Annotated in this window: 20 protein-coding genes; 10 read left to right on the forward strand and 10 right to left on the reverse strand. The window is 63.3% G+C overall.

Annotation, left to right across the window (positions count from 1 at the left end; genetic code table 11):
* Positions 1–2 precede the first annotated feature (2 nt).
* The gene (locus EJ078_RS17975) at positions 3–155 is read right to left on the reverse strand and encodes a histidine kinase (protein ID WP_066990358.1); all 153 of its coding nucleotides are present in this window, start codon (positions 153–155) and stop codon (positions 3–5) included.
* Between the two features lie 206 nt (positions 156–361).
* On the opposite strand from EJ078_RS17975, the gene EJ078_RS17980 reads away from it, so the two are divergent.
* The 3 genes from EJ078_RS17980 to EJ078_RS17990 are packed head-to-tail and all read left to right on the forward strand — an operon-like array spanning position 362 to position 2,981.
* Positions 362–976 (forward strand): shikimate kinase, encoded by a 615-nt coding sequence (locus EJ078_RS17980; protein ID WP_127217381.1) that lies wholly within the window; start codon positions 362–364, stop codon positions 974–976.
* On the forward strand, positions 973–2,094 hold the full coding sequence (aroB, locus tag EJ078_RS17985; RefSeq protein WP_067319186.1) for a 3-dehydroquinate synthase: 1,122 nt from the start codon (positions 973–975) through the stop codon (positions 2,092–2,094). The genes EJ078_RS17980 and aroB overlap by 4 nt, the downstream gene beginning before the upstream one ends.
* On the forward strand, positions 2,091–2,981 hold the full coding sequence (locus EJ078_RS17990) for a transporter associated domain-containing protein (RefSeq protein WP_067319184.1): 891 nt from the start codon (positions 2,091–2,093) through the stop codon (positions 2,979–2,981). The genes aroB and EJ078_RS17990 overlap by 4 nt, the downstream gene beginning before the upstream one ends.
* Before the next feature lie 53 nt (positions 2,982–3,034).
* Here the strand turns inward: EJ078_RS17990 and EJ078_RS17995 are convergent, their stop codons facing one another.
* The 3 genes from EJ078_RS17995 to EJ078_RS18005 are packed head-to-tail and all read right to left on the reverse strand — an operon-like array spanning position 3,035 to position 7,884.
* Positions 3,035–4,579 carry a SpoVR family protein gene (locus EJ078_RS17995; RefSeq protein WP_095824001.1) on the reverse strand — a complete coding sequence of 515 codons (1,545 nt, stop codon included), beginning with the start codon at positions 4,577–4,579 and terminating at the stop codon, positions 3,035–3,037.
* Between the two features lie 27 nt (positions 4,580–4,606).
* On the reverse strand, positions 4,607–5,914 hold the full coding sequence (locus tag EJ078_RS18000; RefSeq protein WP_127216893.1) for a YeaH/YhbH family protein: 1,308 nt from the start codon (positions 5,912–5,914) through the stop codon (positions 4,607–4,609).
* A 20-nt stretch (positions 5,915–5,934) separates the two neighbouring features.
* The gene (locus EJ078_RS18005; RefSeq protein WP_066990342.1) at positions 5,935–7,884 is read right to left on the reverse strand and encodes a PrkA family serine protein kinase; all 1,950 of its coding nucleotides are present in this window, start codon (positions 7,882–7,884) and stop codon (positions 5,935–5,937) included.
* 1,020 nt (positions 7,885–8,904) lie between these two features.
* Between EJ078_RS18005 and EJ078_RS18010 the strand changes: the two genes are divergently transcribed.
* Positions 8,905–10,458, forward strand: coding sequence for an acetolactate synthase large subunit (locus EJ078_RS18010; protein WP_127847452.1), 1,554 nt, complete (start codon positions 8,905–8,907; stop codon positions 10,456–10,458).
* A 22-nt stretch (positions 10,459–10,480) separates the two neighbouring features.
* Here EJ078_RS18010 and EJ078_RS18015 read toward each other — a convergent pair whose 3' ends face one another.
* Positions 10,481–10,783 carry a BolA family protein gene (locus EJ078_RS18015; protein WP_067319180.1) on the reverse strand — a complete coding sequence of 101 codons (303 nt, stop codon included), beginning with the start codon at positions 10,781–10,783 and terminating at the stop codon, positions 10,481–10,483.
* Positions 10,784–10,928: 145 nt separating this feature from the next.
* Between EJ078_RS18015 and EJ078_RS18020 the strand changes: the two genes are divergently transcribed.
* From EJ078_RS18020 to EJ078_RS18035, 4 genes are all read left to right on the forward strand, one after another.
* The gene (locus EJ078_RS18020) at positions 10,929–11,543 is read left to right on the forward strand and encodes a J domain-containing protein (protein ID WP_066990335.1); all 615 of its coding nucleotides are present in this window, start codon (positions 10,929–10,931) and stop codon (positions 11,541–11,543) included.
* Between the two features lie 123 nt (positions 11,544–11,666).
* Positions 11,667–12,653, forward strand: coding sequence for a cobaltochelatase subunit CobS (gene cobS, locus EJ078_RS18025; RefSeq protein ID WP_066990333.1), 987 nt, complete (start codon positions 11,667–11,669; stop codon positions 12,651–12,653).
* A 53-nt stretch (positions 12,654–12,706) separates the two neighbouring features.
* Positions 12,707–14,605 (forward strand): cobaltochelatase subunit CobT, encoded by a 1,899-nt coding sequence (gene cobT / locus EJ078_RS18030; protein ID WP_127217081.1) that lies wholly within the window; start codon positions 12,707–12,709, stop codon positions 14,603–14,605.
* The gene (locus EJ078_RS18035; RefSeq protein ID WP_127404120.1) at positions 14,602–15,624 is read left to right on the forward strand and encodes an esterase-like activity of phytase family protein; all 1,023 of its coding nucleotides are present in this window, start codon (positions 14,602–14,604) and stop codon (positions 15,622–15,624) included. Before cobT ends, EJ078_RS18035 begins: the two co-directional genes overlap by 4 nt.
* Positions 15,625–15,690: 66 nt before the next feature.
* Here the strand turns inward: EJ078_RS18035 and EJ078_RS18040 are convergent, their stop codons facing one another.
* The 3 genes from EJ078_RS18040 to rpmB all read right to left on the reverse strand — a co-directional run bounded on the left by EJ078_RS18040 (position 15,691) and on the right by rpmB (position 18,641).
* Complete coding sequence (locus tag EJ078_RS18040; protein WP_208720762.1) at positions 15,691–17,493, reverse strand: glycosyltransferase family 39 protein; 1,803 nt, start codon at positions 17,491–17,493, stop codon at positions 15,691–15,693.
* 62 nt (positions 17,494–17,555) lie between these two features.
* A complete protein-coding gene (locus tag EJ078_RS18045; protein ID WP_095782450.1) occupies positions 17,556–18,233 on the reverse strand; it encodes a queuosine precursor transporter in 678 nt (225 codons plus the stop codon).
* A 111-nt stretch (positions 18,234–18,344) separates the two neighbouring features.
* A complete protein-coding gene (gene rpmB / locus EJ078_RS18050) occupies positions 18,345–18,641 on the reverse strand; it encodes a 50S ribosomal protein L28 (protein WP_066990317.1) in 297 nt (98 codons plus the stop codon).
* A 253-nt stretch (positions 18,642–18,894) separates the two neighbouring features.
* On the opposite strand from rpmB, the gene EJ078_RS18055 reads away from it, so the two are divergent.
* Both EJ078_RS18055 and EJ078_RS18060 read left to right on the forward strand, forming a co-directional pair.
* Positions 18,895–19,686, forward strand: coding sequence for a DUF3108 domain-containing protein (locus tag EJ078_RS18055; protein WP_067319170.1), 792 nt, complete (start codon positions 18,895–18,897; stop codon positions 19,684–19,686).
* A gap of 143 nt (positions 19,687–19,829) precedes the next feature.
* Entirely contained in the window at positions 19,830–20,501 is a 672-nt protein-coding gene (locus tag EJ078_RS18060) for a lysoplasmalogenase (RefSeq protein ID WP_095799884.1), read from the forward strand.
* On the opposite strand, the gene EJ078_RS18065 is transcribed toward EJ078_RS18060, so the two are convergent.
* Complete coding sequence (locus EJ078_RS18065; protein ID WP_127324085.1) at positions 20,498–20,929, reverse strand: cupin domain-containing protein; 432 nt, start codon at positions 20,927–20,929, stop codon at positions 20,498–20,500. The two genes, EJ078_RS18060 and EJ078_RS18065, sit on opposite strands and share 4 nt — an antisense overlap.
* Positions 20,930–20,939: 10 nt before the next feature.
* Positions 20,940–21,707 carry a hydroxyacylglutathione hydrolase gene (gloB, locus tag EJ078_RS18070; protein ID WP_095799983.1) on the reverse strand — a complete coding sequence of 256 codons (768 nt, stop codon included), beginning with the start codon at positions 21,705–21,707 and terminating at the stop codon, positions 20,940–20,942.
* Between the last annotated feature and the right edge of the window lie 82 nt (positions 21,708–21,789).

A 21,789-nucleotide genomic window follows, 5' to 3' on the forward strand; every position in this document is an offset into this window, starting at 1 on the left:
GGTCAGTTCTTCTTCGGATTGAGCTTTTCCGCGGGAATGCGCACGCTCATTTCGGCCTTTTTCGGCTCCACGAACATCGCCAGCGCGAACATCGCGCCATAAGCGACGCCTGCAAGAACCGCCAGCGTCACGACAAAGCGAAACAATGTCGGCATTCAGTCTTCGCCCGTCTTCTTGTTCTGCGATTCCAAACCCTGTGCCCTTATGGGACGCCATTCCGGCCAATTCAAGGACGAAGGGCTCGGGCAGAGGATTTGTCGAGGAAGCTTCTCGACGGAAGAGGGGCGATCTGGCCCGCCTGCGGCGGCCTGCTTGACGCAAACGGGCTTTTGATGTCGATACGGCGCAAAGAGGGTTCCGCATGAACGCGCTGCCAGCAAATCCGCCGGACGAAGGCCGTGTCGCGCTGCTCGAGCGGCTCGGCAGCCGCTCGATCGTCTTCGTCGGCCTGATGGGCGCCGGCAAGACCGCAATCGGCCGCAAGGTGGCGACAATGCTTTCCCTGCCCTTCATCGACAGCGACCAGGAGATCGAGAGCGTATCGCGCATGACCGTGCCGGAGCTGTTCGAGCGTTACGGCGAACCTGAGTTCCGGGCGCTGGAGCAGCGGGTCATCTTGCGTCTGCTCGAAAACGGCCCGCAGGTGCTTTCGACCGGCGGCGGCGCCTTCATGAACGCGCAGACGCGCGAGGCGATCGATGCGCATGGCGTCTCGGTCTGGCTGAAGGCCGATCTCGATCTCCTGATGGAGCGGGTTTCGAAGAAGCAGAACCGGCCGCTGTTGAAGAATCCGGATCCGCGCGGCGTGCTGGAGAAGCTGATGGGCGAGCGCTACCCGGTCTATGCCACCGCCGACCTCACGGTTTCGACCCGCGACGACCGCAAGGAAGTCATCGCCAGCGAGGTGGTATGCGCGCTTTGCGCTTACCTTGGGATCGCGCCAATCGCCACCAGTGACGACGAGGTGGAGCCTTGAGCCATAGCGAACCGGTGAAGGTCGAGGTCGGACTCGGCGACCGTGCCTATGACATACTTATCGGGCCCGGCCTGCTTTCCGGCTCAGGAACCGAAATCGCAGGCCGCCTTCCCGGCACGCGTGCGGCCATCGTCACCGACGAGAACGTCGCCGCAGCGCATCTCGAAACGCTGCAGGCCGGCCTGGAAAAAGGCGGCATCGAGGCCGCCGTCATCACCCTGCCGGCCGGTGAAAAGACCAAGAGCTTCACCCACCTCGAAGAGGTCGTCGACGGCGTGCTCGCCGCCAAGCTCGAACGGCGCGATGTCGTCGTGGCACTTGGCGGCGGCGTCATCGGCGACCTTGCCGGCTTCGCCGCCGGCATCGTGCGGCGCGGGATGAACTTCGTGCAGGTGCCGACATCGCTGCTGGCGCAGGTCGATTCTTCCGTCGGCGGCAAGACCGGCATCAACAGCGCGCGCGGCAAGAACCTTGTCGGGGTCTTCAACCAGCCAAAACTGGTGCTTGCCGATACCGGCGTGCTCGACACTTTGCCGATCCGCGAATTCCGCGCTGGCTATGCCGAGCTCGCCAAATACGGGCTGATCGACCGTCCCGGCTTCTTCGCCTGGCTGGAGGAGAACTGGCAAAAGGTGTTCGCCGGCGGCCCGGAACGGACCGAAGCCATCGCCGAGGCTTGCCGCGCCAAGGCCGATGTGGTCGCCCGCGACGAGTTCGAGACCGGCGACCGCGCGCTGCTCAATCTCGGCCACACATTCGGCCATGCGCTCGAAGCCGCCACGAATTATGACGGTGCCCGTCTCGTCCATGGGGAGGGGGTCGCCATCGGCATGGCGCTGGCGCACCGCTTCTCGGCGCGTCTCAATCTAGCGAGCCCGGACGACGCGGAGCGCGTCGAGGCGCACCTTCGCGCCGTCGGCCTGCCCTGGCGGATGGCCGACATAGCGGGCCAACTGCCGGATGCCGAGACGCTGCTTGGCTTCATCACCCAGGACAAGAAGGTGTCGCGCGGCGCGCTTACCTTCATCCTGACGCGCGGCGTCGGCCAGGCCTTTATCGCCAAGGACGTGCCGCCCTCCGAAGTGCTGTCCTTCCTCAAGGCGAGCCATCCCGGATGATCGACTTCGGCTGGATCGCCGCAGCCGTCCTTGCCGCCGTGATCGTGCTGGCGTTTCTCTTGCGCACGCGGCTCTTCGCGGCGCTCGGCTACAGTCTGCGGCCGATCGAACCGACGGAGCCCGAGCAGGATGAGCCGGACGAGAACGGCGACGAGACCCGCCGCAGCGGGCAGGCGCGCGAGGATCGCAACCGGCTGGGCGCGCTTTTCGAACTCGAGGAGCTCGAGGTTTCGGACGTGATGGTCCACCGCACCAACATGCGCTCGGTCAACGCCGACGATCCGCCGGAAATGGTGGTGCGCGAGATTCTGCAGAGCCCGCATACCCGCATGCCGCTCTGGAAAGGCTCGCTCGACAACATCGTCGGCGTGCTGCATGCCAAGGATCTGCTGCGGGCGCTCAACGAGGTGGGCAACGACTTTTCCAAGATCGACGTGACAAAGATCGCCTCGAAGCCATGGTTCGTGCCCGACACCACCACCTTGCAGGATCAGCTCAACGCCTTCCTGCGGCGCAAGGCGCATTTCGCCATCGTCGTCGACGAGTATGGCGAGATGGAAGGGCTGGTGACGCTGGAAGACATCATCGAGGAGATCGTCGGCGAGATCGCGGACGAGCACGATGTCGACATGCAAGGCGTCAAGCAGGAGGCCGACGGCTCGGTCGTCGTCGACGGCACGGTGGCGATTCGCGACCTCAATCGGGCGCTCGACTGGGATCTGCCGGATGAGGAGGCGACGACGATCGCCGGTCTGGTCATTCATGAGACGCAGACGATCCCAGACGAGAAGCAGGCCTTCACCTTTCACGGCAAGCGTTTCGTGGTGATGAAGCGCGACAAGAACCGCATAGCAAGGTTGAGGATCCGGCCCGCTGGCGAGGGTTAGGGTGTGCCGAGGTCAGACCCGCCTGCAGACGGCGGCTTCCTGCGTCTCGGAGGTCAAAGTTCCTTCGTCGAGCGCTCGCTGAGCACGGCGCCGGTTTCGGCATCCATTGCCGCCAGGCTAACGTCATAACCCCATAGGCTCCGGATGTGGCGCAAGGTCGCGTCGCGGCTTTCGTCCTCTAGCTGGATGCCGTCCTTGACCTTGTGCTGCAGCCGCAAATGCCGGTCTCCCAGAAGATCCACGTCGACCACCTGGATGTCGGGCCGGCTCGCCCCTACATCGTAGCTTCGGGCCAGCGCGGACCGTATCTTGCTGTAGCCGCGCTCATTATGGATCGAGGCGACCTCGTAATGCGGCTCGTCGGCGCCGTCGGCCAGCACGAAGAGCCGCCATTTCCGGATCAGAGCGGGGCTCAGATACTGGCGGATGAAGGATTCGTCACGGTGGTTGGCCCAGGCATCGAGCAAGGTGTCGCGCCAGTCGCCGCGGCCGGCGATGTCCGGAAACCAGTCGCGATCCTCTGCGGTCGGCTCGGTCGAGATGCGCTGGATGTCCTGCATCATGCCGAGGCCCAGCGCATAGGGATTGATCCCGGAATAACGCGGATCGTCATAGGCCGGCTGGAAAACCACGTTCGAATGGTTTCGCAAGATCTCGAGCATGGCGCCTTCGCTAATGCGGCCGCGATCGAAAAGCATGTTCATCAGGGTGTAGTGGACGAAAGTGGCGCAGCCTTCGTTCATCACCTGGGTTTGCCGCTGCGGGTAAAAATATTGCGCGATCACACGCACGATCCTGATGATCTCGCGCTGCCAGGGCTCAAGCACCAGGCTGTTCTTCTCGAGGAAGTAGAGCAGGTTCTCCTCGGGTAGATTGAGCGATTTCTTCCGCTCGGCCAAGCTTTCGTCCCCTGCCTCCGGCTTGTTCTTGTCCTGCGCGGTCGGCAGCGTGCGCCACAAATCATTGTAGGAACGCTCCTCATATTCGAGGCGCTCGCGAAGGCCTTCGCGCTGCTGTTCCGACGACAGCTTCGGCGGCCGATGGTAGCGGAACACGCCTTGCTCCATCAGCGCGTGGGCGGCATCGAGCACCGCCTCGACGGCCTGCAGTCCGTGCCGTTCCTCGCATCGGGCGATGTAGCCCTTGGCGAAGTCCAGATAGCTCAGGATGCCTCCGGCGTCCGTCCATTGCCGGAAGAGATGATTGTTTTTGAAGAAATGGTTGTGGCCAAGCGCGGCATGGGCGGTCACCAGGGCCTGCAAGGCCATGGTGTTTTCTTCCATGAGGTAGACGATGCAAGGGTTGGAGTTGATGACCAGTTCATAGGCCAGACCGCGCGCGCCCTTGCGGTAGAGAAGCTCGTTGTAGAGGAAATGCTTGCCGAACGACCAATGCCGATACATCAGCGGCATGCCGACCGAGGAATAGGCGTCGAGCATCTGCTCGGAGGAAATCACCTCCATCTGCACCGGATAGATGTCGAGGTGAAGCTCTTCGATCCCGATCGCCTCGATCTCGTCGTAGACCCGAGACAGTTTCGCAAAATCCCAGTCCGACCCGGAAAATAACAGTTCGGATTTGCGCGCCTGATTGACCATCGGCCTATGTCCCATCCGCTCGCGTTCTCACGCGCTCTTGCGCAGACTAGGCTGCCTTGCGAAGAGCTCGCGAAAGACCGGATAGATATCGGCGGGAGCCGCGATGCGCCTCATCTGGAAATTCGGCCACTTTCCGTCGACCGCGTTGTAGGCGCGCCAGAGCGACGTTCCGTTCTCGGTGGAGCCGAAAATGTGGCTTTCGCGTTCGTCGATGATTTCCACATAGGCGAAATACTGGCAGAGGCGCATGAGCTTGCGGTCGAGGAGTTCTATGCAGCGCTCGGAATCGGTGGCGAAGTTGTCGCCGTCGGAAGCCTGAGCGGCATAGATATTCCATTCCGCGACCGGATAGCGCTGCTCTATGATGCGGTGCATTTCCTCGAGCGCCGTCGAGACGACGGTACCGCCGCTCTCGGTGTGGTAGAAGAAGGTGTGCTCATCCACCTCCTTGGCCTCATGGGTGTGGCGGATGAAAACGATGTCCGTCCTTTCGTAGCGCCGCGTCAGGAACAGATGCAGCAGCACGAAAAACCGTTTGGCCAGATCCTTCTCGCGCTCTCCCATCGATCCCGACACGTCCATCAGGCAAAACATGACGGCGCTGGCATTCGGCACCGGTTGGGGGTCGAAGCGGTTGAACCGAATGTCGACCGGATCGACATAGGCGATCCGCCTGCGCCGGCGTTCAAGCCGATCAACTTCCTCGCGCAGAGCAGCGATGCGTTCGCGCGTTGCCTCGGTTGGCGGCTTCGCTTCCAACTCGGCGATCTGCGTTGAGATGGCGTCCAGCTCCGCCTGCTTGGGACGCCTGAGCGCGATGCGGCGGCCGTGGCTGTTTCGCATGGTGCGTCCGACATTGACGTTGGTCGGCGCCCCGCTTGCCGTGAAGCCCGCCCGTCTTGGCTTGAAGCTCAGTATCTGCTTGAGATTGAGCTTGACCAGATCGGGCAGTTCGAGATCTTCGAAGAAGAGGTCGAGCACTTCCTCGCGCGACAGCACGAAGCGAAAGTCGTCCTCGGATTGCTTGGTTCCCGGCGCCGAAGAGCCAGTGCCGCCGCCAGGCTTGGGTATCAGATCACCGGGACTGAACGATTTGTTGCCGGGCAGTATGTGCTGGCGCTGCCCACTATCCCTGGCGTCGCTGAAGGTCGGTTCGCTGGTGCCTTTGCGGGGCATCGGCACGGCATGCTCGCGGTCGACCTCGGCGATGCGGCCTGTCCGGACATGGTCGCGGATGCTGCGCTTGAGCTCTTCCCGGGCGCGCTTGAGGAAGCGCTGGCGATTGCTCAGGCTCTTGTCCTTCGGATTCAGGCGGCGGTCGATGAAGATCGGCATGCGAACCCTTCGGGCTTTGCTCAGCCAGCCTTGTTCACGCGCATGTACCAGTCGACCAGCCGGCGCACCTGCCGCTGAGTGTAGCCGCGCTCCACCATCCGCTGCACGAATTCGTTGTGCCGCTTCTCGGTGACGCTGTCCTGCTTGGAGCCGAAGCTGATCACCGGCAACAAATCCTCGACCTGACCGAACATGCGCTTCTCGATCACTTCGCGAAGCTTTTCATAGCTCGTCCAGGACGGATTGCGGCCATGGTTGCGCGCCCGGGCGCGCAAGGTGAACTTGACCACCTCGTTGCGGAAATCCTTGGGATTGGCGATGCCGGCCGGCTTTTCAACCTGCGACAATTCCTTGTCCAGGACCTCGCGATTGAGGATCTGGCCGGTATCGGGATCCTTGTAGTCCTGATCCTCGATCCAGGCATCGGCATAGGCGATGTAGCGGTCGAAAAGGTTCTGGCCGTACTCGCTGTACGATTCCAGGTAAGCCTTCTGGATCTCGTGGCCGATGAACTCGGCGTAGCGCGCTGCAAGTTCCGATTTGATGAACTCGAGGTACGCGGCTTCGGTTTCCTTCGGGAATTGCTCGCGTTTGATCGCCTCCTCGAGGATGTACATCAAGTGCACGGGATCGGCTGCGACCTCCTTGGTGTCGTAGTTGAAAGTCTGCGACAGAATCTTGAAGGCGAAGCGCGTGCTGACCCCGGTCATGCCTTCGTCGACGCCGGCGGCATCGCGATATTCCTGGACCGACTTCGCCTTCGGGTCGATCTCCTTGAGGTTCTCGCCGTCATAGGCGCGCATCTTGGTGTAGAGCGGCGAGTTCTCGTGCTCGGCAAGCCGGGTCGAGACGGTGAAACGGCTGAGGATGTCCAGCACTTCTGGCGCGCAGGGACTGTTCGCCAGATCGCTCTCGCGCAGAAGTTTCTCGTAAATCTGCCTCTCTTCGGTGATGCGAAGGCAGTACGGAACCTTGACCACGAGGATGCGGTCGAGGAAGGCCTCATTGTTCTTGTTGTTCTTGAATTGCTGCCATTCCGATTCGTTGGAATGGGCAACGACGATGCCCTGATAGGGGAAGGAGCCGAAATTCTCGGTGCCGTTGTAGCTGCCTTCCTGGGTTGCCGTCAGCAACGGATGCAGGACCTTGATTGGCGCCTTGAACATCTCGACGAACTCGAGCAGGCCCTGCGTCGTCCGGTTCAAGCCGCCGCTGTAGGAGTAGGCATCCGGATCGGATTGGCTGAAATGTTCCAACTGCCTGATGTCGACCTTGCCGACCAGAGCCGAGACATCCTGGTTGTTCTCGTCGCCGGGCTCGGTCTTGGCGATGGCGATCTGACGCAGACGCGATGGCGACAGCTTGACCACGCTGAATTTGGAAATGTCGCCGGACAGTTCGTCGAGCCGTTTGGCCGCCCAAGGCGAGATGAGCCCATTCAGGCGGCGGCGGGCTATCCCGTATTTGTCTTCCAGCAGATCGCCCATCCGATCGGGATGGAAAAGGCCAAGCGGCGATTCGAATATAGGGCTGATCTGGTTGCCAACCTTTAGCGTGTAGATCGGGCGCTGTTCCATAAGCTTCTTCAGCCGTTCGGCAAGCGAGGACTTGCCGCCGCCGACCGGCCCGAGCAGGTAAAGGATCTGCTTGCGCTCCTCGAGACCCTGCGAGGCATAACGGAAATATCCGGCGATGCGCTCGATCGTATCCTCCATTCCGTAGAAATCGGAGAAGGAGGGGTACACCTTGATGGTCCGGTTCGAGAAGATGCGCCCGAGCCGCTCATCCTTGCTGGTGTCGACCAGATTGGGCTCGCCGATGGCCTCGACCATTCGTTCGGGCGCCGAGGCATACATGGATTTGTCTTCGCGGCAGCCAAGCAGATACTGCTGGAGGCTCATCTCTTCCTGGGCCGCGTTGGAATATATCTCCGAAAACAGATCGAAGACGTCGGATTGGTTCTCTCGCATGATATTCTGCCCTCAGAGCCGCTCTGGTTGCCAGTCGGCCAGTCGGCTCGTCTCGTATTCAACTGCCGGAAAGCATTGTGGTTCCCTCATATGAGAGAGAGCGCCAGCAATCGGGCATTGACGACTCACAGCACCCGATGCGGACGGAATGCTCACCCATGATGATTAGGTGGTGATGGCCGGGAGAGCTTCAAGGAAAATCTTAGGTTTTCCACTCACATGTCGTGGTCGGGAACGTAGAGGCAGAAGGAATGCTGAGAATTCGCGTCGCCTCCGGGCTTACACTCGTGAAAGAACTCGTCACGCGAACGCCTGATCCGACGATCGGAGTAGGGAATGAGCTCTCCGGTGGAGAGCTGGTACCCATATTTCGTTTCCTTCACGTCGGCCGCGGGTGCTTGGTAGCAGTCCATTCCCGAGCAGCATGAGCTGTCATACTGCCAGCCCGTGGGCGCCTGATGCGCAGCCGCCGGAGCCGAAAGGAATAGCGCCAGCGCAATTGCCGGAAACAGGCGCAGAGGTTCCGAACGGCTTGTGCGCCGATTGGGCGGCGCGGATGGAGGTCGATACGTCTTCCTCATTGGTGGTCACCGTTCGGAAGCGTCGGCCGAGGGCATGGGTCCTTCGGTCCGACTAGCAATCCGCCCAGCATGGACGAGGCCAGGGCCGGGCCTGCATCAAACCGCCAGATCAGGCAAATGTTCCATGGTGCTTCCCCGGGCGGCGGAGCGCGCCGGCCCATGCAACCGCGGCCCACGATCGCGCGGCCCGGCTACGGGCAGGGGAACCAAAGTCGCCCTATTCGACGGCGGCGCCTATTGGCATATGGCGATTCAACCACCGCTTCGGGGAGAACGGCGATGCGCTGACTGCCGCCGTCATGGCTTTCCTGAAGGCGAGGGTCGCCTGAACGCGCCGGCACTCCTGAAACTGGATCACTTCAAAGTCGTTGACCGGACATTGCGGCATGAACACTTGTCGGCTCAATTGTCCGGGGACAATCGGACGAGAGGGAACGCGATGAATGGCGCCGATGTGCTTTGCGATGTGCTGCTGGCGAATGGCGTGAATGTCTGCTTTGCCAATCCCGGTACCTCGGAAATGCACTTCGTCGCCGCGCTCGACCGCAAGCCGGAGATGCGCTGCGTGCTCGGTCTTGCCGAGGGTGTGGTGACGGGTGCCGCCGACGGCTACGCCAGGATGACCGACCGCCCGGCCGCGACGCTGCTCCACACCGGCCCCGGATTGGCCAATGGCCTGGCCAACATCCACAATGCCCGGCGCGCCCGCGTGCCGATGATCAACATCGTCGGCGACCATGCCTCCTATCACCTGCCGCTCGACGCGCCGCTCACCAGCGACATTGAAGGTCTCGCCGCGCCGATGTCGAACTGGGTCCGCCGCATCGCCGGTCCGGCCGACGTCGCGCCGGCCGCGCAGGCGGCTTTTCGCGCTTCGCTGACGCCTCCCGGCATCGCTACGCTGATCCTGCCGGCGGATGCGGCGTGGGGAGAGGCCAGTCCGCTCCTGTCGGCCAAGGTAGAGCTTGCGGCGCCGCCTTCGGTCGATGCAGCTATCGTGCGCAAGATTGCCGGAGCCATTCGCGTCGCGCCCGGTCGCGTCGGCATGATCCTGCGTGGGCCGGCCGCGCGTGAGGATGCCTTGGAAATCGCCGGACAGATATCGGCGGTTTCGGATGTCCGGCTGTTCAGCGACGTTCTGATCGCCCGGATGCAGCGCGGCCGGGGCCGCGTTGCGCCTACCCGCGTTCCATATCCGATCGACTCCGCGCGCACCCTCCTTGCCGACATCGATCTCCTGATCCTCGTCGGAGCCAGTGAACCGGTGGCGTTCTTTGCCTATCCCGGAAAGCCGGGCCGGCTTGTGAGCGAAGACTGTGAAGTGATGTCGTTGGCCGAGCATGGCGAGAATTTGAAGGCGGCACTCGCTGCGCTTCGCGACGAACTGGGCATCAAACCGTCGCAGCCGGTGCCCGTCGCCACGGCCTTTCCCAATGAGCCGGCCCCGCGCGGCAACCTGACGGACGACGCGGTTGCACTTTCGGTAGCCCGGAAGCTGCCGGAGAATGCGGTCGTCTGCGACGAGGCCGTCACCTCGGCGCGGCGCTATTTTGCGCTCTCGGCCTTTGCCGCCCCGCACGATTACATGATGGGCACAGGCGGATCGATCGGCGGCGGCATTCCAATGGCGACTGGCGCGGCCATCGCCTGTCCTGGCCGCAAGGTGCTGAATCTGGAGGCGGACGGCAGCGGCATGTACACGGTGCAGGGATTATGGACCCAGTCGCGGGAAAAGCTCGACGTGGTGACGATCGTCTTTTCCAACCGGACCTACGCCATCCTGCACGGCGAGATGCGCAATGTCGGGGTGAACGCGATCGGCGAGAATGCCAGGCGAATGCTCGACCTTGATCAGCCGGCTCTGGACTGGGTTTCGCTGGCAGCCGGCATGGGGGTGGAAGCAGCCCGCGCTGACACATGCGAGCGCTTCGACGCGCTGCTCGACAGCGCGCTGTCGCGTCCGGGGCCGTTCCTCATCGAAGCGGTGATCTGAGCGGCCCCCCGGCCCGCCGAGCTTACCAGCGTGTCTTCTCACCAGGTGCTGCAGGCTCAATCGCCAGCGCGTGCACGCCGGCCTTCAATTCGTCGGCAAGGAGGCGATTGACGGCGCGGTGGCGCTCGATGCGGTTCATCCCGGCAAAATTCTGCGAGACGATACGGACGCGGAAATGGGTCTCGCCGGTGCCGTCGAAGACGGCCTCGTGGCCGTGCTCGACGTGGTGATGGCCGGCGTGAAGATGGCTTTCGTTGATGACGGTGAGCCTTTCCGGCGAAAATGCCGCCTTCAGCTTGTTTTCCATCGTCGACTGTATGGACATCGGGGCTTCCCTTCACCACATCTGCGGTACCGCCGCAAAATCTGTGCTTTCGACCGCTTTAGGCCGCGATTCAGCGGTTAGGGCGATCATCGGCGAAATGTCAATTCTTGTTTCGCGGTAGCGAACAGCCCATAAATGGGTGAGGATGAAACCGTATCCCAAATATTTCGAGAAGATTCGCATCCGGCCGGAAAAGGACGCGGAGCTGAAGTCGCGCGCGCCGATCTGCCAGTGGGACGGTTGCAGCGAGGCCGGTACGCATCGCGCGCCGGTCGGGCGCCTGAAGGAGGGCGAGTATTTCCGCTTCTGCTTTGAGCATGTGCGCGAATACAACAAGAGCTTCAACTACTTCTCGGGCGTGTCGGACAGCGAGATCGCCCGCTTCCAGAAAGAGGCGCTGACCGGACACCGGCCGACCTGGCGCATGGGCGCCAATGGCGGCGGCATGCGTTCGGCACCCGACTTCGCGCAGCAGCGCTCCGGGCGTGCAGGCTACTACAACCGCATGCGCGATCCCTTCAATCTGTTCGGCGGCGGAACGCGCGAAGTGCGCGAGCGCAAGGCAAAGCCGCTTGAGGCCAAGGCGCTGGAAACGCTTGGCCTTGATACAAAGGCGACTGGCAAGGATATCAAGGCGCGCTATAAGGAACTCGTGAAGCGCCACCATCCGGATGCGAATGGCGGCGACAGAGGTTCGGAAGACCGGTTCCGCGATGTGCTGCAGGCCTATCGCGTGCTCAAGCAAGCAGGATTGTGCTGAGCGACCCTACGGTCCATGTCGTTTTCCAACTTTCATAAGGTTGGAAAAGGCTCTAAGACCGCCCCCGAACAAAATCGATTGCCGGCGAAACGCGGCGTTTCGCCCGTGGAGACGTTGATAGAGATGAACAAGGTCGATCGCGACATCGCCAACCTGCCCGATACGACGGTGCCGGTGAAGGAGAAATTCGGCTTCGACTCCAAGATGGTGGTTCCGGCCTATTCGGCGGCGACCGAGCACGTGCCCGACATCGACCCGGACTATCTGTTCGACAAGGCAACGACCTTGGCGATCCTCGCCGGCTTCGCCTACAACCGCCGCGTCATGGTGTCGGGCTATCACGGCACCGGCAAGTCCACCCATATCGAGCAGGTCGCCGCGCGCCTGAACTGGCCCTGCGTGCGCGTCAATCTCGACAGCCATGTCAGCCGCATCGATCTCGTCGGCAAGGACGCCATCGTCGTCAAGGAAGGCCTGCAGGTCACGGAATTTCGCGACGGCATCCTGCCCTGGGCCTATCAGCACAACGTCGCGCTCTGCTTCGACGAGTACGATGCCGGACGCCCGGACGTGATGTTCGTCATCCAGCGCGTGCTGGAATCGTCGGGCCGGCTGACGCTGCTCGACCAGAGCCGCGTCATACGCCCGCATCCGGCCTTCCGGCTGTTCGCCACCGCCAACACGGTGGGTCTCGGCGACACCACCGGGCTCTATCACGGCACGCAGCAGATCAACCAGGCGCAGATGGACCGCTGGTCGATCGTCACAACGCTCAACTACCTGCCGCACGACAACGAGGTGTCGATCGTGCTGGCCAAGGCCAAGCACTATCGCGACAGCAAGGGCAAAGAGATCGTCAACAAGATGGTGCGCGTCGCCGACATGACGCGCTCGGCCTTCATCAATGGCGACCTGTCGACGGTGATGAGCCCGCGCACGGTCATCACCTGGGCCGAGAACGCCGAGATCTTCGGCGACATCGGCATGGCGTTCCGGCTCACCTTCCTCAACAAATGCGACGAGCTGGAGCGTTCGGTGGTCGCCGAATTCTACCAGCGCGCCTTCGGCGAGGATCTGCCGGAGAGCGCCGCCAACGTGGTGCTGGGGTAAGGCGCGTGCCGGAAGGCTTGGCCTTTCGGACCACAACGCGCAAGGAATGATCGATGGCGGGTCCGGGCGACAACACGCGCAACAAGCCGAAGAACGGGTCTGAAGCGGACAGCTTCAAGCGCGCCGTCACCGTCTGCATGCGCGCCGTCGCCGGCGACAAGGATCTCGAGGTCGGCTTCGCCAAGGACCGGCCGGCGCTGGCCGGCAACCGCGCCCGCCTGCCCGAACTGCCGAAAAAGGCTTCCCGGACCGACATCGCGATCACCCGCGGCATCGGCGATTCCATGGCGCTGAAGCGCGCCTGCCACGATCAGCGCATCCACAGCAAGCTGGCGCCGGAAGGCAAGCTCGCGCGGGCTATTTTCGATGCCGTCGAGCAGGCCCGCGTCGAGGCGATCGGCAGCCGCGCCATGCAGGGCGTGGCCGACAATATCGGCTCGATGCTCGAGGACAAATACGCCAGGGCAAACCTGGTCGACGTCAAGGACAAGGCCGACGCCCCGCTCGAGGAGGCGGTGGCGCTGATGGTGCGCGAAAAGCTCACCGGCCGCACCGTGCCGAAGAGCGGCGAGCGACTGGTCGATCTGTGGCGGCCCTGGGTCGAGGAAAAGGCCAGCAACGACCTCGACGGCCTGTCGTCCAGGCTCGATGACCAGCAAGCCTTCGCCCGCATCGTGCGCGACATGCTCGTCTCCATGGAGATGGCCGAGGAACTCGGCGACGACCAGGAGACGGAAGACTCGGAGGACAACGAGGAAAACGAGCAGCAGGGCGAGGAGCAGAGCGAGGAAGGCGGCGAGGACGATTCCGGCTCCGAACAGTCGCAGTCCGAGGACGCGGAGGCTTCGGCCGACGAGGAAGAGTCGGCCGAAACGGAGGCGACCGACGCCACATCGGACGATCTTTCCGACGAGGATGATTCCGACGCCGAGACGCCAGGCGAGGCGCGCCGCAACGAAAATCCCTTCCTCAACCTGCCTAAGGAAATCGACTACAAGGTCTTCACCACCGCCTTCGACGAGACGGTCGGGGCCGAGGACCTTTGCGAGGAAGAGGAGCTCGACCGGCTCCGCGCCTTCCTCGACAAGCAGCTCGCCAATCTCTCTGGCGTCGTCGGCCGCCTGGCAAACCGGCTGCAGCGCCGCCTGATGGCGCAGCAGAACCGTTCCTGGGATTTCGACCTGGAGGAGGGCTATCTCGATCCATCCAGGCTGGTGCGCGTCGTTATCGATCCGATGCAGCCGCTGTCCTTCAAGCAGGAGCGCGACACCAAGTTCCGCGACACGGTGGTGTCGCTGGTGCTCGACAATTCGGGCTCGATGCGCGGGCGGCCGATTACGGTTGCCGCGACTTGCGCCGACATCCTGGCGCGCACTCTGGAGCGCTGCGGGGTTTCGGTGGAAATCCTCGGCTTCACCACACGTGCGTGGAAAGGTGGGCAGGCACGCGAGAAGTGGCTGAAGGACGGCAAGCCGTCGAATCCGGGCCGGCTCAACGATCTGCGCCACATCATCTACAAGTCCGCCGACCATCCGTGGCGGCGCGCGCGCCGCAATCTCGGCCTGATGATGCGCGAGGGTCTGCTCAAGGAAAACATCGACGGCGAGGCGCTGCTTTGGGCGCACAACCGGCTGATCGGCCGGCCGGAACAGCGCAAGATCCTGATGATGATCTCGGACGGCGCGCCGGTCGACGATTCCACGCTCTCGGTCAACCCCGGCAACTATCTGGAGCGCCATTTGCGCGCGGTGATCGATCTCATCGAGACGCGCTCGCCGGTGGAGCTTTTAGCCATCGGCATCGGCCACGATGTCACGCGCTACTATCGCCGCGCCGTCACCATCGTCGATGCCGAAGAGCTGGCCGGCGCCATGACGGAGCAATTGGCATCGCTGTTCGGCGAGGAGAGCGCGCGCGACACGCGGCGCGGTGGTTTGAGGCGCGCCGGATGATCCTTTCGCGGGGCGGATTCCGGCGGACGGCTTTTGTTTGCGCGCTGGCCTGTTCGGCCGCCTCTCCGGTCTTCGCCGAGGGAGGCGCTGTGGTCGAGGCGATCGAAGTTTCAGCGCGGCCGATCACCGAGTTCCATATCGGCCGCGACCGGAAACAGTTCGGGTCGCTCGAGTTCGTCGGCGGGCTGGAGATGACCTCGCCGTCGCGCGATTTCGGCGCACTTTCGGCTTTCCGCTTCCTCAAATCAGGCAGCGATTTCATCAGCGTCACCGATACCGGCTTGTGGTTCTTCGGCACCATCACCCACGATGCCGACAAGCGCCCGTCGGGCGTGTCGAATTTCCGCATGCAGCAGATGGTCGACGCCTCGGGCCAGCCGATCGAGAAGAAATGGGAGGTCGACGCCGAAGGCCTCGCGGTCAAGGACGGTATCGCCACCGTCGGTTTCGAGCGCGACCAGCGCGTCGTCCAGTTCAAGGTCGAGCCGGACAATATGAAGGCGCCGTTCAAGACGCTCGACTATCTGGTCCCGGCGCGGGAGCTGCGCCAGAACCGCGGCTTCGAGACGGTCACACACGCCAACCCTTACGGCCAGCACGAGGGCGGCCTGGTCGTGGTGTCGGAAAAGAGCCTCGACAAGGCCGGCAACATCTATGCCGCCATCATCGAAGGACCGAGGAAGGGCGTCTTCACCGTCAAGCGCAACGGCAATTTCGACATCACCGACGGCGCCTTCCTGCCCGATGGCGACCTGCTGCTACTCGAACGCAGCTTCTCGATGGCGCGCGGGGTGAAGATGCGGCTGAGGCGTATCTATGGCGAGAGCATCGAGAAGGGCGCGGTCGCCGACGGCCCGGTGCTGATCGACGCCGATATGGGTTATCAGATCGACAATATGGAAGGGCTCGACGTCTGGACCCGCGACGACGGCGCGCTGATGGTGTCGCTGGTGTCGGACGACAATCAATCGATCCTGCAGCGGAACCTCTACCTGGAATTCATCCTGCACCAGGACTGAGCGGCGCTTGGTTTCGTTCAATTCGCAACGGAAATCCGCTGCGCATTTGTCCCGAAGTTGCCCACCTCAGCGGACTTTATAGATCTCGACCGGCTTGCTCGCCGTCGCGTCGTCCAGTTCCAGCCAATCGGGAACGTCCCGCTTCAGCAGCCTCGCGGCCAGGCCCTTGGGAGCTTGGGCGGCGAGCGAAAGCTCTTCCGAATTGCCGCGGCATATGGCGACCAGCCCGACATGCTCGCGCTCAATGATGGCGCGGGCGGCATCCGGCGTTCCCATGAAGGCGTCGAGCATGGCGAGATTGCCGCCGACATTGCGATGATAGGGGCCGGCCAACGCCCTATGGCCGGTAAACATCAGGATGGGGGAGCCGAGATTGGAGGACGCAAGCACCGCCGTTGCCGGCATGCCGGCCAGGTCGCTGAAGTCCGAGGCCTTGCCGCAGGTCAGCGCATGATCGGCATCGGAATTGATCTTTGCGGGTGCCTTTTGGACCACGGACTGCGCGGCGACGGCGACGCCGGCCCAGGTCGCATTGAGCGACACCAGCCATGCCGCCGCGATGCGGGTGGAGACGCGCCACGACTGCGCGGCGGTTGCCTGCAGGCGAACCCCGGCGATCCAGGTCGAGAGCGGCAGCACCGCGAAGGCAACCGAGAAGGTCGAGCCGCGCACCTGCCATAGGCTGACGGCGAAAGCGACGATCAGCAGCACGGCGGTAAGGGCTTCCTCGCGGCGCAGGCGGCGGCTGCGCAGCTGAAGGCCAATCAACAGGATTGCGATGAAGGGCGTCACATAACGCGCCGCCATCAGCTTCGGCTCGTTGACGGCCACGCTGAGGAAGGGCTGCGCCTCAACGACGTCGTTCAGCCAATAGGTGCGAATGCGCTCATCCATGCCGGCATAGGGCGATGCCAGGCATTGCGGGAAGAACAGGAGCGCAACGGCCTCAATTGCAACGGCCAACGCGGACATTGAGAGGAACCGCCTCTTAGCCGTCGACTGTCCGGGTAGACCCGCAATCGCCGCCAGTCCAAAGCCCGACAGCGCCGCGATGACGAACTGGAAAGCCGAGAAGGCGTCGCACTCGGCCACGCCCCAGGCCGACGGCGGTATGGTGGCAACGAGAACCACCAAAGCTATCGCGGCAAATCCGATGCCGAAGCCGCGCGCGGTCTGGCGTTCCCTTTCATCGAAGATGAAGAGCACGGCGGCGCAGGCGCCAAGTGCGGCCACATAAGGCGCCGTCTCCATGCCGACGGCAAGGGTGAGGCCTGCGCACAGGCCGGACAGAAGAGCGGCTGACCGCCGGAAGGGAGCCTCAGTCATAAGCCAGAGACTGGCTGCCGTGAGCAGGAGCTGGACGTTGTGGTGGTCAAGCGTGCCAGGGTGGAAGATGCCGATAAAGAACAGCGCCGCAGTGGACAGGACCAGCGCAGGCATCGCCACGTCCGTACCGGCGAGACGCCGGGAGGCGCGCAGGATGACGAATATGGTGAGCCCATATAGGGAAAGCGGCCAGATGATCTGCGCTGCCTTTTCAGCGGCAGCCGTGCTGGCGCCCAGGGCCTGGAAGGTGAAGATGATCAGCGCGATCGGGGTGTCGACCAGCCGCGACCAGTGCATGACGAAGCCGCCGGTCAGGCCCATCCTGTATTGATGAAGATCGAACCAGCCCTGTCCAGCCAAGAGGTCGCGAACTTCGACCAGCCTCAGCATGCTGTCATTGTCGGCGCCAAGGTCCGCGATCGTTGGGAAGCCGGAGATCGCATTGAGCCCCAGCACGAGCAGCGTCGCGCAGAGCGCAAGCAGAAGGTCATGTTTCCAACCGGTGCCCTGGATGGTCATGCTGATGGCAATGTCCTGGATCATTTTGGCGATCCTGCACCAATGGCCGTAACAAAGCGTAAAGCCGCGAAGGGCCGCTTCAAGGGTCAGGCGATGGCCGGCTGGCTCCAGCGGGCGGCAAGCAGCCGGTAGGGGATCAGTGCCACCACCGCGATGATCAGTTTGACCGAGAGATCGCCAAGCGCCCAGGACACCCAGCGCATGGTTTCGACAGGCATCACGCCCATCAGCGGTGCCGTCTCCAGCGCGAAGCCGTCGTTCGGCCCGACAAAGGCGAAGGCGGCGGAGAAGCCGACGCCGAAGAACACCACCGTGTCGAAGACAGAGCCGACCAGCGTGCCGACGATCGGCGCGCGCCACCAGCTTTGCCGGCGCAGACGATTGAACACGGTCACGTCGAGCAGTTGTGCGGCGAGGAAGGCGGCGCCGGACGCGGCCGCGATTCGCACCAGCCGGTCAGCGGCGGTCTCGAACGCGATCAGACCGTGGCGGAACAGGAAGGGCGGAACGAGGATCGAGCAGACGACCGCCGTCATGAAGCCGACGAAGACCACTTTGCGCGCCACAGCGGGGCCGTAGCGACGATTGGCAAGATCGGTGACCAGGAAGGAGAAAGGATAGGTGAAGGCGCCCCAGGTGAGCAGGTCGGCCAGCGACAGGCCGCCGATCTGGCCCTGCATCGGGAACTGGACAAGGATGTTGGACGCCACGACGACAAGCGCCATGGCGGCCACGAAAGGCAGGTATCGTGAAAGGAAGTTCATTTTTTTATCCTGGGTAATGGAACCAGCCGAGCGTCATGACGGCGCTCACTGTCCGAGCACCAGTTTGGAGCCGGTGCTCGAGGCGGTCGTCCCCCGCATGAAAAGAGAGCTTTAGGCGGCCGACTGCTCGGCGAGCTTTTTCGCGATCTGCTTCTTCAGCAGGCGAGCGCGCTGCGACAGCTCCTTGGCGTCGGCCTTGGCCAGGAACGCGTCGAGGCCGCCGCGATGCTCGACCGAACGCAGCGCGTTGGCCGAAATGCGCAGGCGAACGTTCTGGTTCAGCACTTCGGAAATCAGCGTCACATTGACCAGGTTGGGCAGGAAGCGACGCTTGGTCTTGTTGTTGGCATGGCTCACATTGTGGCCGGTCTGGACTGCCTTGGCAGTGAGCTCGCAGGTGCGGGACATCTTGTCTAACCTTCAGTTCTAAACCTGCCAAACCATTCTGCCCGCGCCAGGCGGCGCGCGGTCTCGGTCAGGCGGCCTTTGGAAAAGTTGGCGTTCCATAGTTGCATTTCGCCACCACGTCAAGCTCCGGCACCTACGCGGCGGCCAAGCTCGCTCCATATAAAGGCCGGAATTCGTCGTATAAGCCCTGCGCGAAGGGATTGCCAGGCTGGAACCGTTGCGTTTCCGCCAGTATCAAGGACCTGCCGCCGCCATGCTTCGCCCCTCCCAAGCCCTTGCCGCGCTGCTCGCCGTCGCTGTGCCTACAACCGCCTTCGCTGCTGCCTCGCCGCAGTCCTTCAAGGGCGAATACACCGTGTCGTTCCTGGGCCTTTCGGTCGCCAGGGCAACGTTTTCCAGCCGTTACGACGGCGACACCTATGCCATCAATGGCACCGTCTCGGCCGCCGGCATCGCCAAGCTGTTCGACGATACGAAAGGCACGATCTCGTCGAAGGGTACGATTTCGGGCCAGCAGATGCGGCCGCGGGCCTTCCGGGCCGACTATACTTCCGGCAAGAAGGCATCGGTGGTCGACATACGCTTCGCCGATGGCGACGTCTCCTCGACGAAGGTCGTTCCGGAGCCCGGCAAGCGCGATCCCAAGAATTGGGTGCCGGTCGGCTCCGGCGACCTGAAATCGGTGGTCGATCCGATGGCCGCGACCGTCGTCCATGCCGACAGCCTGGACAAGGTCTGCGGGCGGACCGTCAAATTCTACGATGGCGAGATGCGCGCCAACCTGTCGCTGACCTATGCCTCGAAAGGCTCGATCTCGGTGCCGGGCTACAAGGGCGACACCGTGACCTGCAAGATGGGCTTCGAGCCGGTGGCGGGCTATCGCAAGGGCCGCAAGGCGCTGGACTTCCTGAAGAACAAAAGCCGCATGATGGTGACATTTGCACCCGTCGGCCAATCCGGCGTATATGCGCCGATCCGCGCCACGGTCGGGACCCAGATCGGCCCGCTGACCATCAGCGCAAGACGGTTCGAAGCAGCCGAATAGTTAGGCGCCACGGCGCGCCGCCGGGGATGGGGCATGGGGCGCGCAACACTGATCGGTTTCTCGGCGGACGCCCTGTGGGCGCTGTTTGCACTGCTCACCAAAGCCTCGGGGCTGCGCAAGCCGGCGACCGGCGGAGCGCGCGCATGATGCCGTTTCCGGGCGGCATCGACGCCAATCCCAATGCGACGCTTTTGTTCTCGATCGCCGCCGCCGCGATTTACGTCCTTGCGCTCGAGCTGCCGCCACGCCTCGCCCGTTCCGCCGCCAAGACGCTGGCCGTGGCCTTGTTGGCGGCGCTCGCCGTCATGCAGGGCAGTCCGCCGCTGCTCGTCGCAGCGCTGGCGCTCAGCGCCGCCGGCGACGCGTTCCTCTCCCAAGACGGTGAAAAAGCCTTTCTTGCAGGGCTGGCGAGCTTTCTTGCCGCACATGTCGCATATGTCGCCTTGTTCCTGAACGCCGGTGGCGGAATCGGCCTGCTCACCGCCGAGTCCTGGCGCGGCGCCATTGCGCTGGCGCTGGCGGTTTTCGTTATCACGATGCTGGCCGCGCTTTGGCGGCGCGTCGGAGCTGCCCTGCGCGTTCCGGTCGCCGTCTATGCCGGGGCGATCCTCGCCATGGGTGTTTCGGCGCTCACGACCTTTCATCCCTGGGTCATCGCCGGAGCCGTGCTGTTCATCATATCGGACGGGCTGCTGGCGGCAGAGCGCTTCCTGCTGGCCGCGAGCTCGCCGCATCGCGTCTGGATGCGCTACGCGGTCTGGGTGCTCTATTATGCGGCCCAGTTGGCGATCACGCTTGGTTTCCTGCTGGCCTAGGCTGTTTTCGGCTGCCAGTCCGGCTCGGCCAGCTCGAAGGCGGCGAAATCGAAGCCCGGTGCCACCGTGCAGCCGACCAGCGTCCATCCGCCGAGGCTGCGCGCCGACTGCCAACAGCCGGCCGGGACCACGATCTGCGGCCGCTCGCCGGCGGAAAGTGCCGCGCCCAATAGATGTTCGACGACGGTGCCGGAGCCTTCTTCGTGCGTGGCGAGAGCCAGCGACGCGCCGGCATAGAAATGCCAGACCTCGGCCGCGTCCCTGACCCGGTGCCAGGCCGAACGCTGGCCTTGCTCCAAAAGGAAATAGATCGCGGTCGAATGGCCGCGCGTGCCACCCTCCGCGTCGCGAAACGTCTCGGCATACCAGCCGCCCTCGGGGTGCGGCTCGAGGCCGAGCGCGGCGATGATTTCGGCGGCGCTGGTCATAAAGGAGCGCTCAGAAGTTATCCTTGCGCTTGCGGATCTCGGCGAACACGTCCGTATCGCTCGCCCTCTCCATGCCGAGATGTCTGCGGATCGCCGGGTCGTGCCAGCGCAGGAACGGATTGGTCGACAGTTCCTCGCCGATCGTCGTCGGCAGGGTCGGCTTATTGTCGGCGCGCAGCTTCTCGATCCTGGCGGCGCGCTCTTTCAATGCTGAATTGCTGGGGTCGACGGTCAGGGCGAAGCGCGCGTTGGCCAATGTGTATTCGTGGCCGCAATAGATGACGGTCTCGGCCGGAAGGGCGGCAAGTTTCTTCAGCGAATCGTGCATAACCGGCGGCTTGCATTCGAAGAGCCGACCGCAGCCCAGCGCAAACAGCGTGTCGGCGGTGAAGGCCACTTTCGAGGCCGGCAAATGGTAAGAGACATGGCCGGCGGTATGGCCGGGCGTCTCGATGACCTCGATCTTTTCCTCGCCGAGGCGGATGACGGAACCCTGGCTGACCGTCTCGTCGATGCCGGGGATCTTCGCCTGTTCCGCTTCCGGTCCGACGATGGTGAGCTTGAAGCGCTCCTTCAGGGCCAGATTGGCCTCGACATGGTCGCCATGATGATGCGTGGTCAGGATCATCGTCGGGGTCCAGCCGGTGCGCTTGATCGCAGCCAGGATCGGCGCTTCTTCCGGGGCGTCGATGATCGCCGTCTGCCCGCTTCTGGCGTCATGCACCAGAACGCCGAAATTGTCGGTACGGCACATGAACTGTTCGATTTCGACCGGCATCTCGTCGCTCTCCGTTATGGCCGCAGACATAGGGCGCCCGGCCGCGGATGTCATCCGCCTTTGTTGAACTCGCCGGATATCG

It is taken from the genome of Mesorhizobium sp. M1A.F.Ca.IN.022.06.1.1 (assembly GCF_003952605.1).
Taxonomy (GTDB): domain Bacteria; phylum Pseudomonadota; class Alphaproteobacteria; order Rhizobiales; family Rhizobiaceae; genus Mesorhizobium.

Excerpts from the sequence above, each read along its gene's own strand:
- EJ078_RS18010 (WP_127847452.1), top strand. The coding sequence starts at position 8,905 with ATGAATGGCGCCGATGTGCTTTGCGATGTGCTGCTGGCGAATGGCGTG.
- EJ078_RS18020 (WP_066990335.1), top strand. The coding sequence starts at position 10,929 with ATGAAACCGTATCCCAAATATTTCGAGAAGATTCGCATCCGGCCGGAA.
- EJ078_RS18045 (WP_095782450.1), bottom strand. The coding sequence starts at position 18,233 with ATGAACTTCCTTTCACGATACCTGCCTTTCGTGGCCGCCATGGCGCTT.
- EJ078_RS17990 (WP_067319184.1), top strand. The coding sequence starts at position 2,091 with ATGATCGACTTCGGCTGGATCGCCGCAGCCGTCCTTGCCGCCGTGATC.
- EJ078_RS17975 (WP_066990358.1), bottom strand. The coding sequence starts at position 155 with ATGCCGACATTGTTTCGCTTTGTCGTGACGCTGGCGGTTCTTGCAGGC.
- EJ078_RS18060 (WP_095799884.1), top strand. The coding sequence starts at position 19,830 with ATGATGCCGTTTCCGGGCGGCATCGACGCCAATCCCAATGCGACGCTT.
- EJ078_RS18000 (WP_127216893.1), bottom strand. The coding sequence starts at position 5,914 with ATGCCGATCTTCATCGACCGCCGCCTGAATCCGAAGGACAAGAGCCTG.
- cobS (WP_066990333.1), top strand. The coding sequence starts at position 11,667 with ATGAACAAGGTCGATCGCGACATCGCCAACCTGCCCGATACGACGGTG.
- rpmB (WP_066990317.1), bottom strand. The coding sequence starts at position 18,641 with ATGTCCCGCACCTGCGAGCTCACTGCCAAGGCAGTCCAGACCGGCCAC.
- cobT (WP_127217081.1), top strand. The coding sequence starts at position 12,707 with ATGGCGGGTCCGGGCGACAACACGCGCAACAAGCCGAAGAACGGGTCT.
- EJ078_RS18015 (WP_067319180.1), bottom strand. The coding sequence starts at position 10,783 with ATGTCCATACAGTCGACGATGGAAAACAAGCTGAAGGCGGCATTTTCG.
- EJ078_RS17980 (WP_127217381.1), top strand. The coding sequence starts at position 362 with ATGAACGCGCTGCCAGCAAATCCGCCGGACGAAGGCCGTGTCGCGCTG.
- EJ078_RS18035 (WP_127404120.1), top strand. The coding sequence starts at position 14,602 with ATGATCCTTTCGCGGGGCGGATTCCGGCGGACGGCTTTTGTTTGCGCG.
- EJ078_RS18055 (WP_067319170.1), top strand. The coding sequence starts at position 18,895 with ATGCTTCGCCCCTCCCAAGCCCTTGCCGCGCTGCTCGCCGTCGCTGTG.
- EJ078_RS18040 (WP_208720762.1), bottom strand. The coding sequence starts at position 17,493 with ATGATCCAGGACATTGCCATCAGCATGACCATCCAGGGCACCGGTTGG.
- gloB (WP_095799983.1), bottom strand. The coding sequence starts at position 21,707 with ATGCCGGTCGAAATCGAACAGTTCATGTGCCGTACCGACAATTTCGGC.
- EJ078_RS18065 (WP_127324085.1), bottom strand. The coding sequence starts at position 20,929 with ATGACCAGCGCCGCCGAAATCATCGCCGCGCTCGGCCTCGAGCCGCAC.
- EJ078_RS17995 (WP_095824001.1), bottom strand. The coding sequence starts at position 4,579 with ATGGTCAATCAGGCGCGCAAATCCGAACTGTTATTTTCCGGGTCGGAC.
- EJ078_RS18005 (WP_066990342.1), bottom strand. The coding sequence starts at position 7,884 with ATGCGAGAGAACCAATCCGACGTCTTCGATCTGTTTTCGGAGATATAT.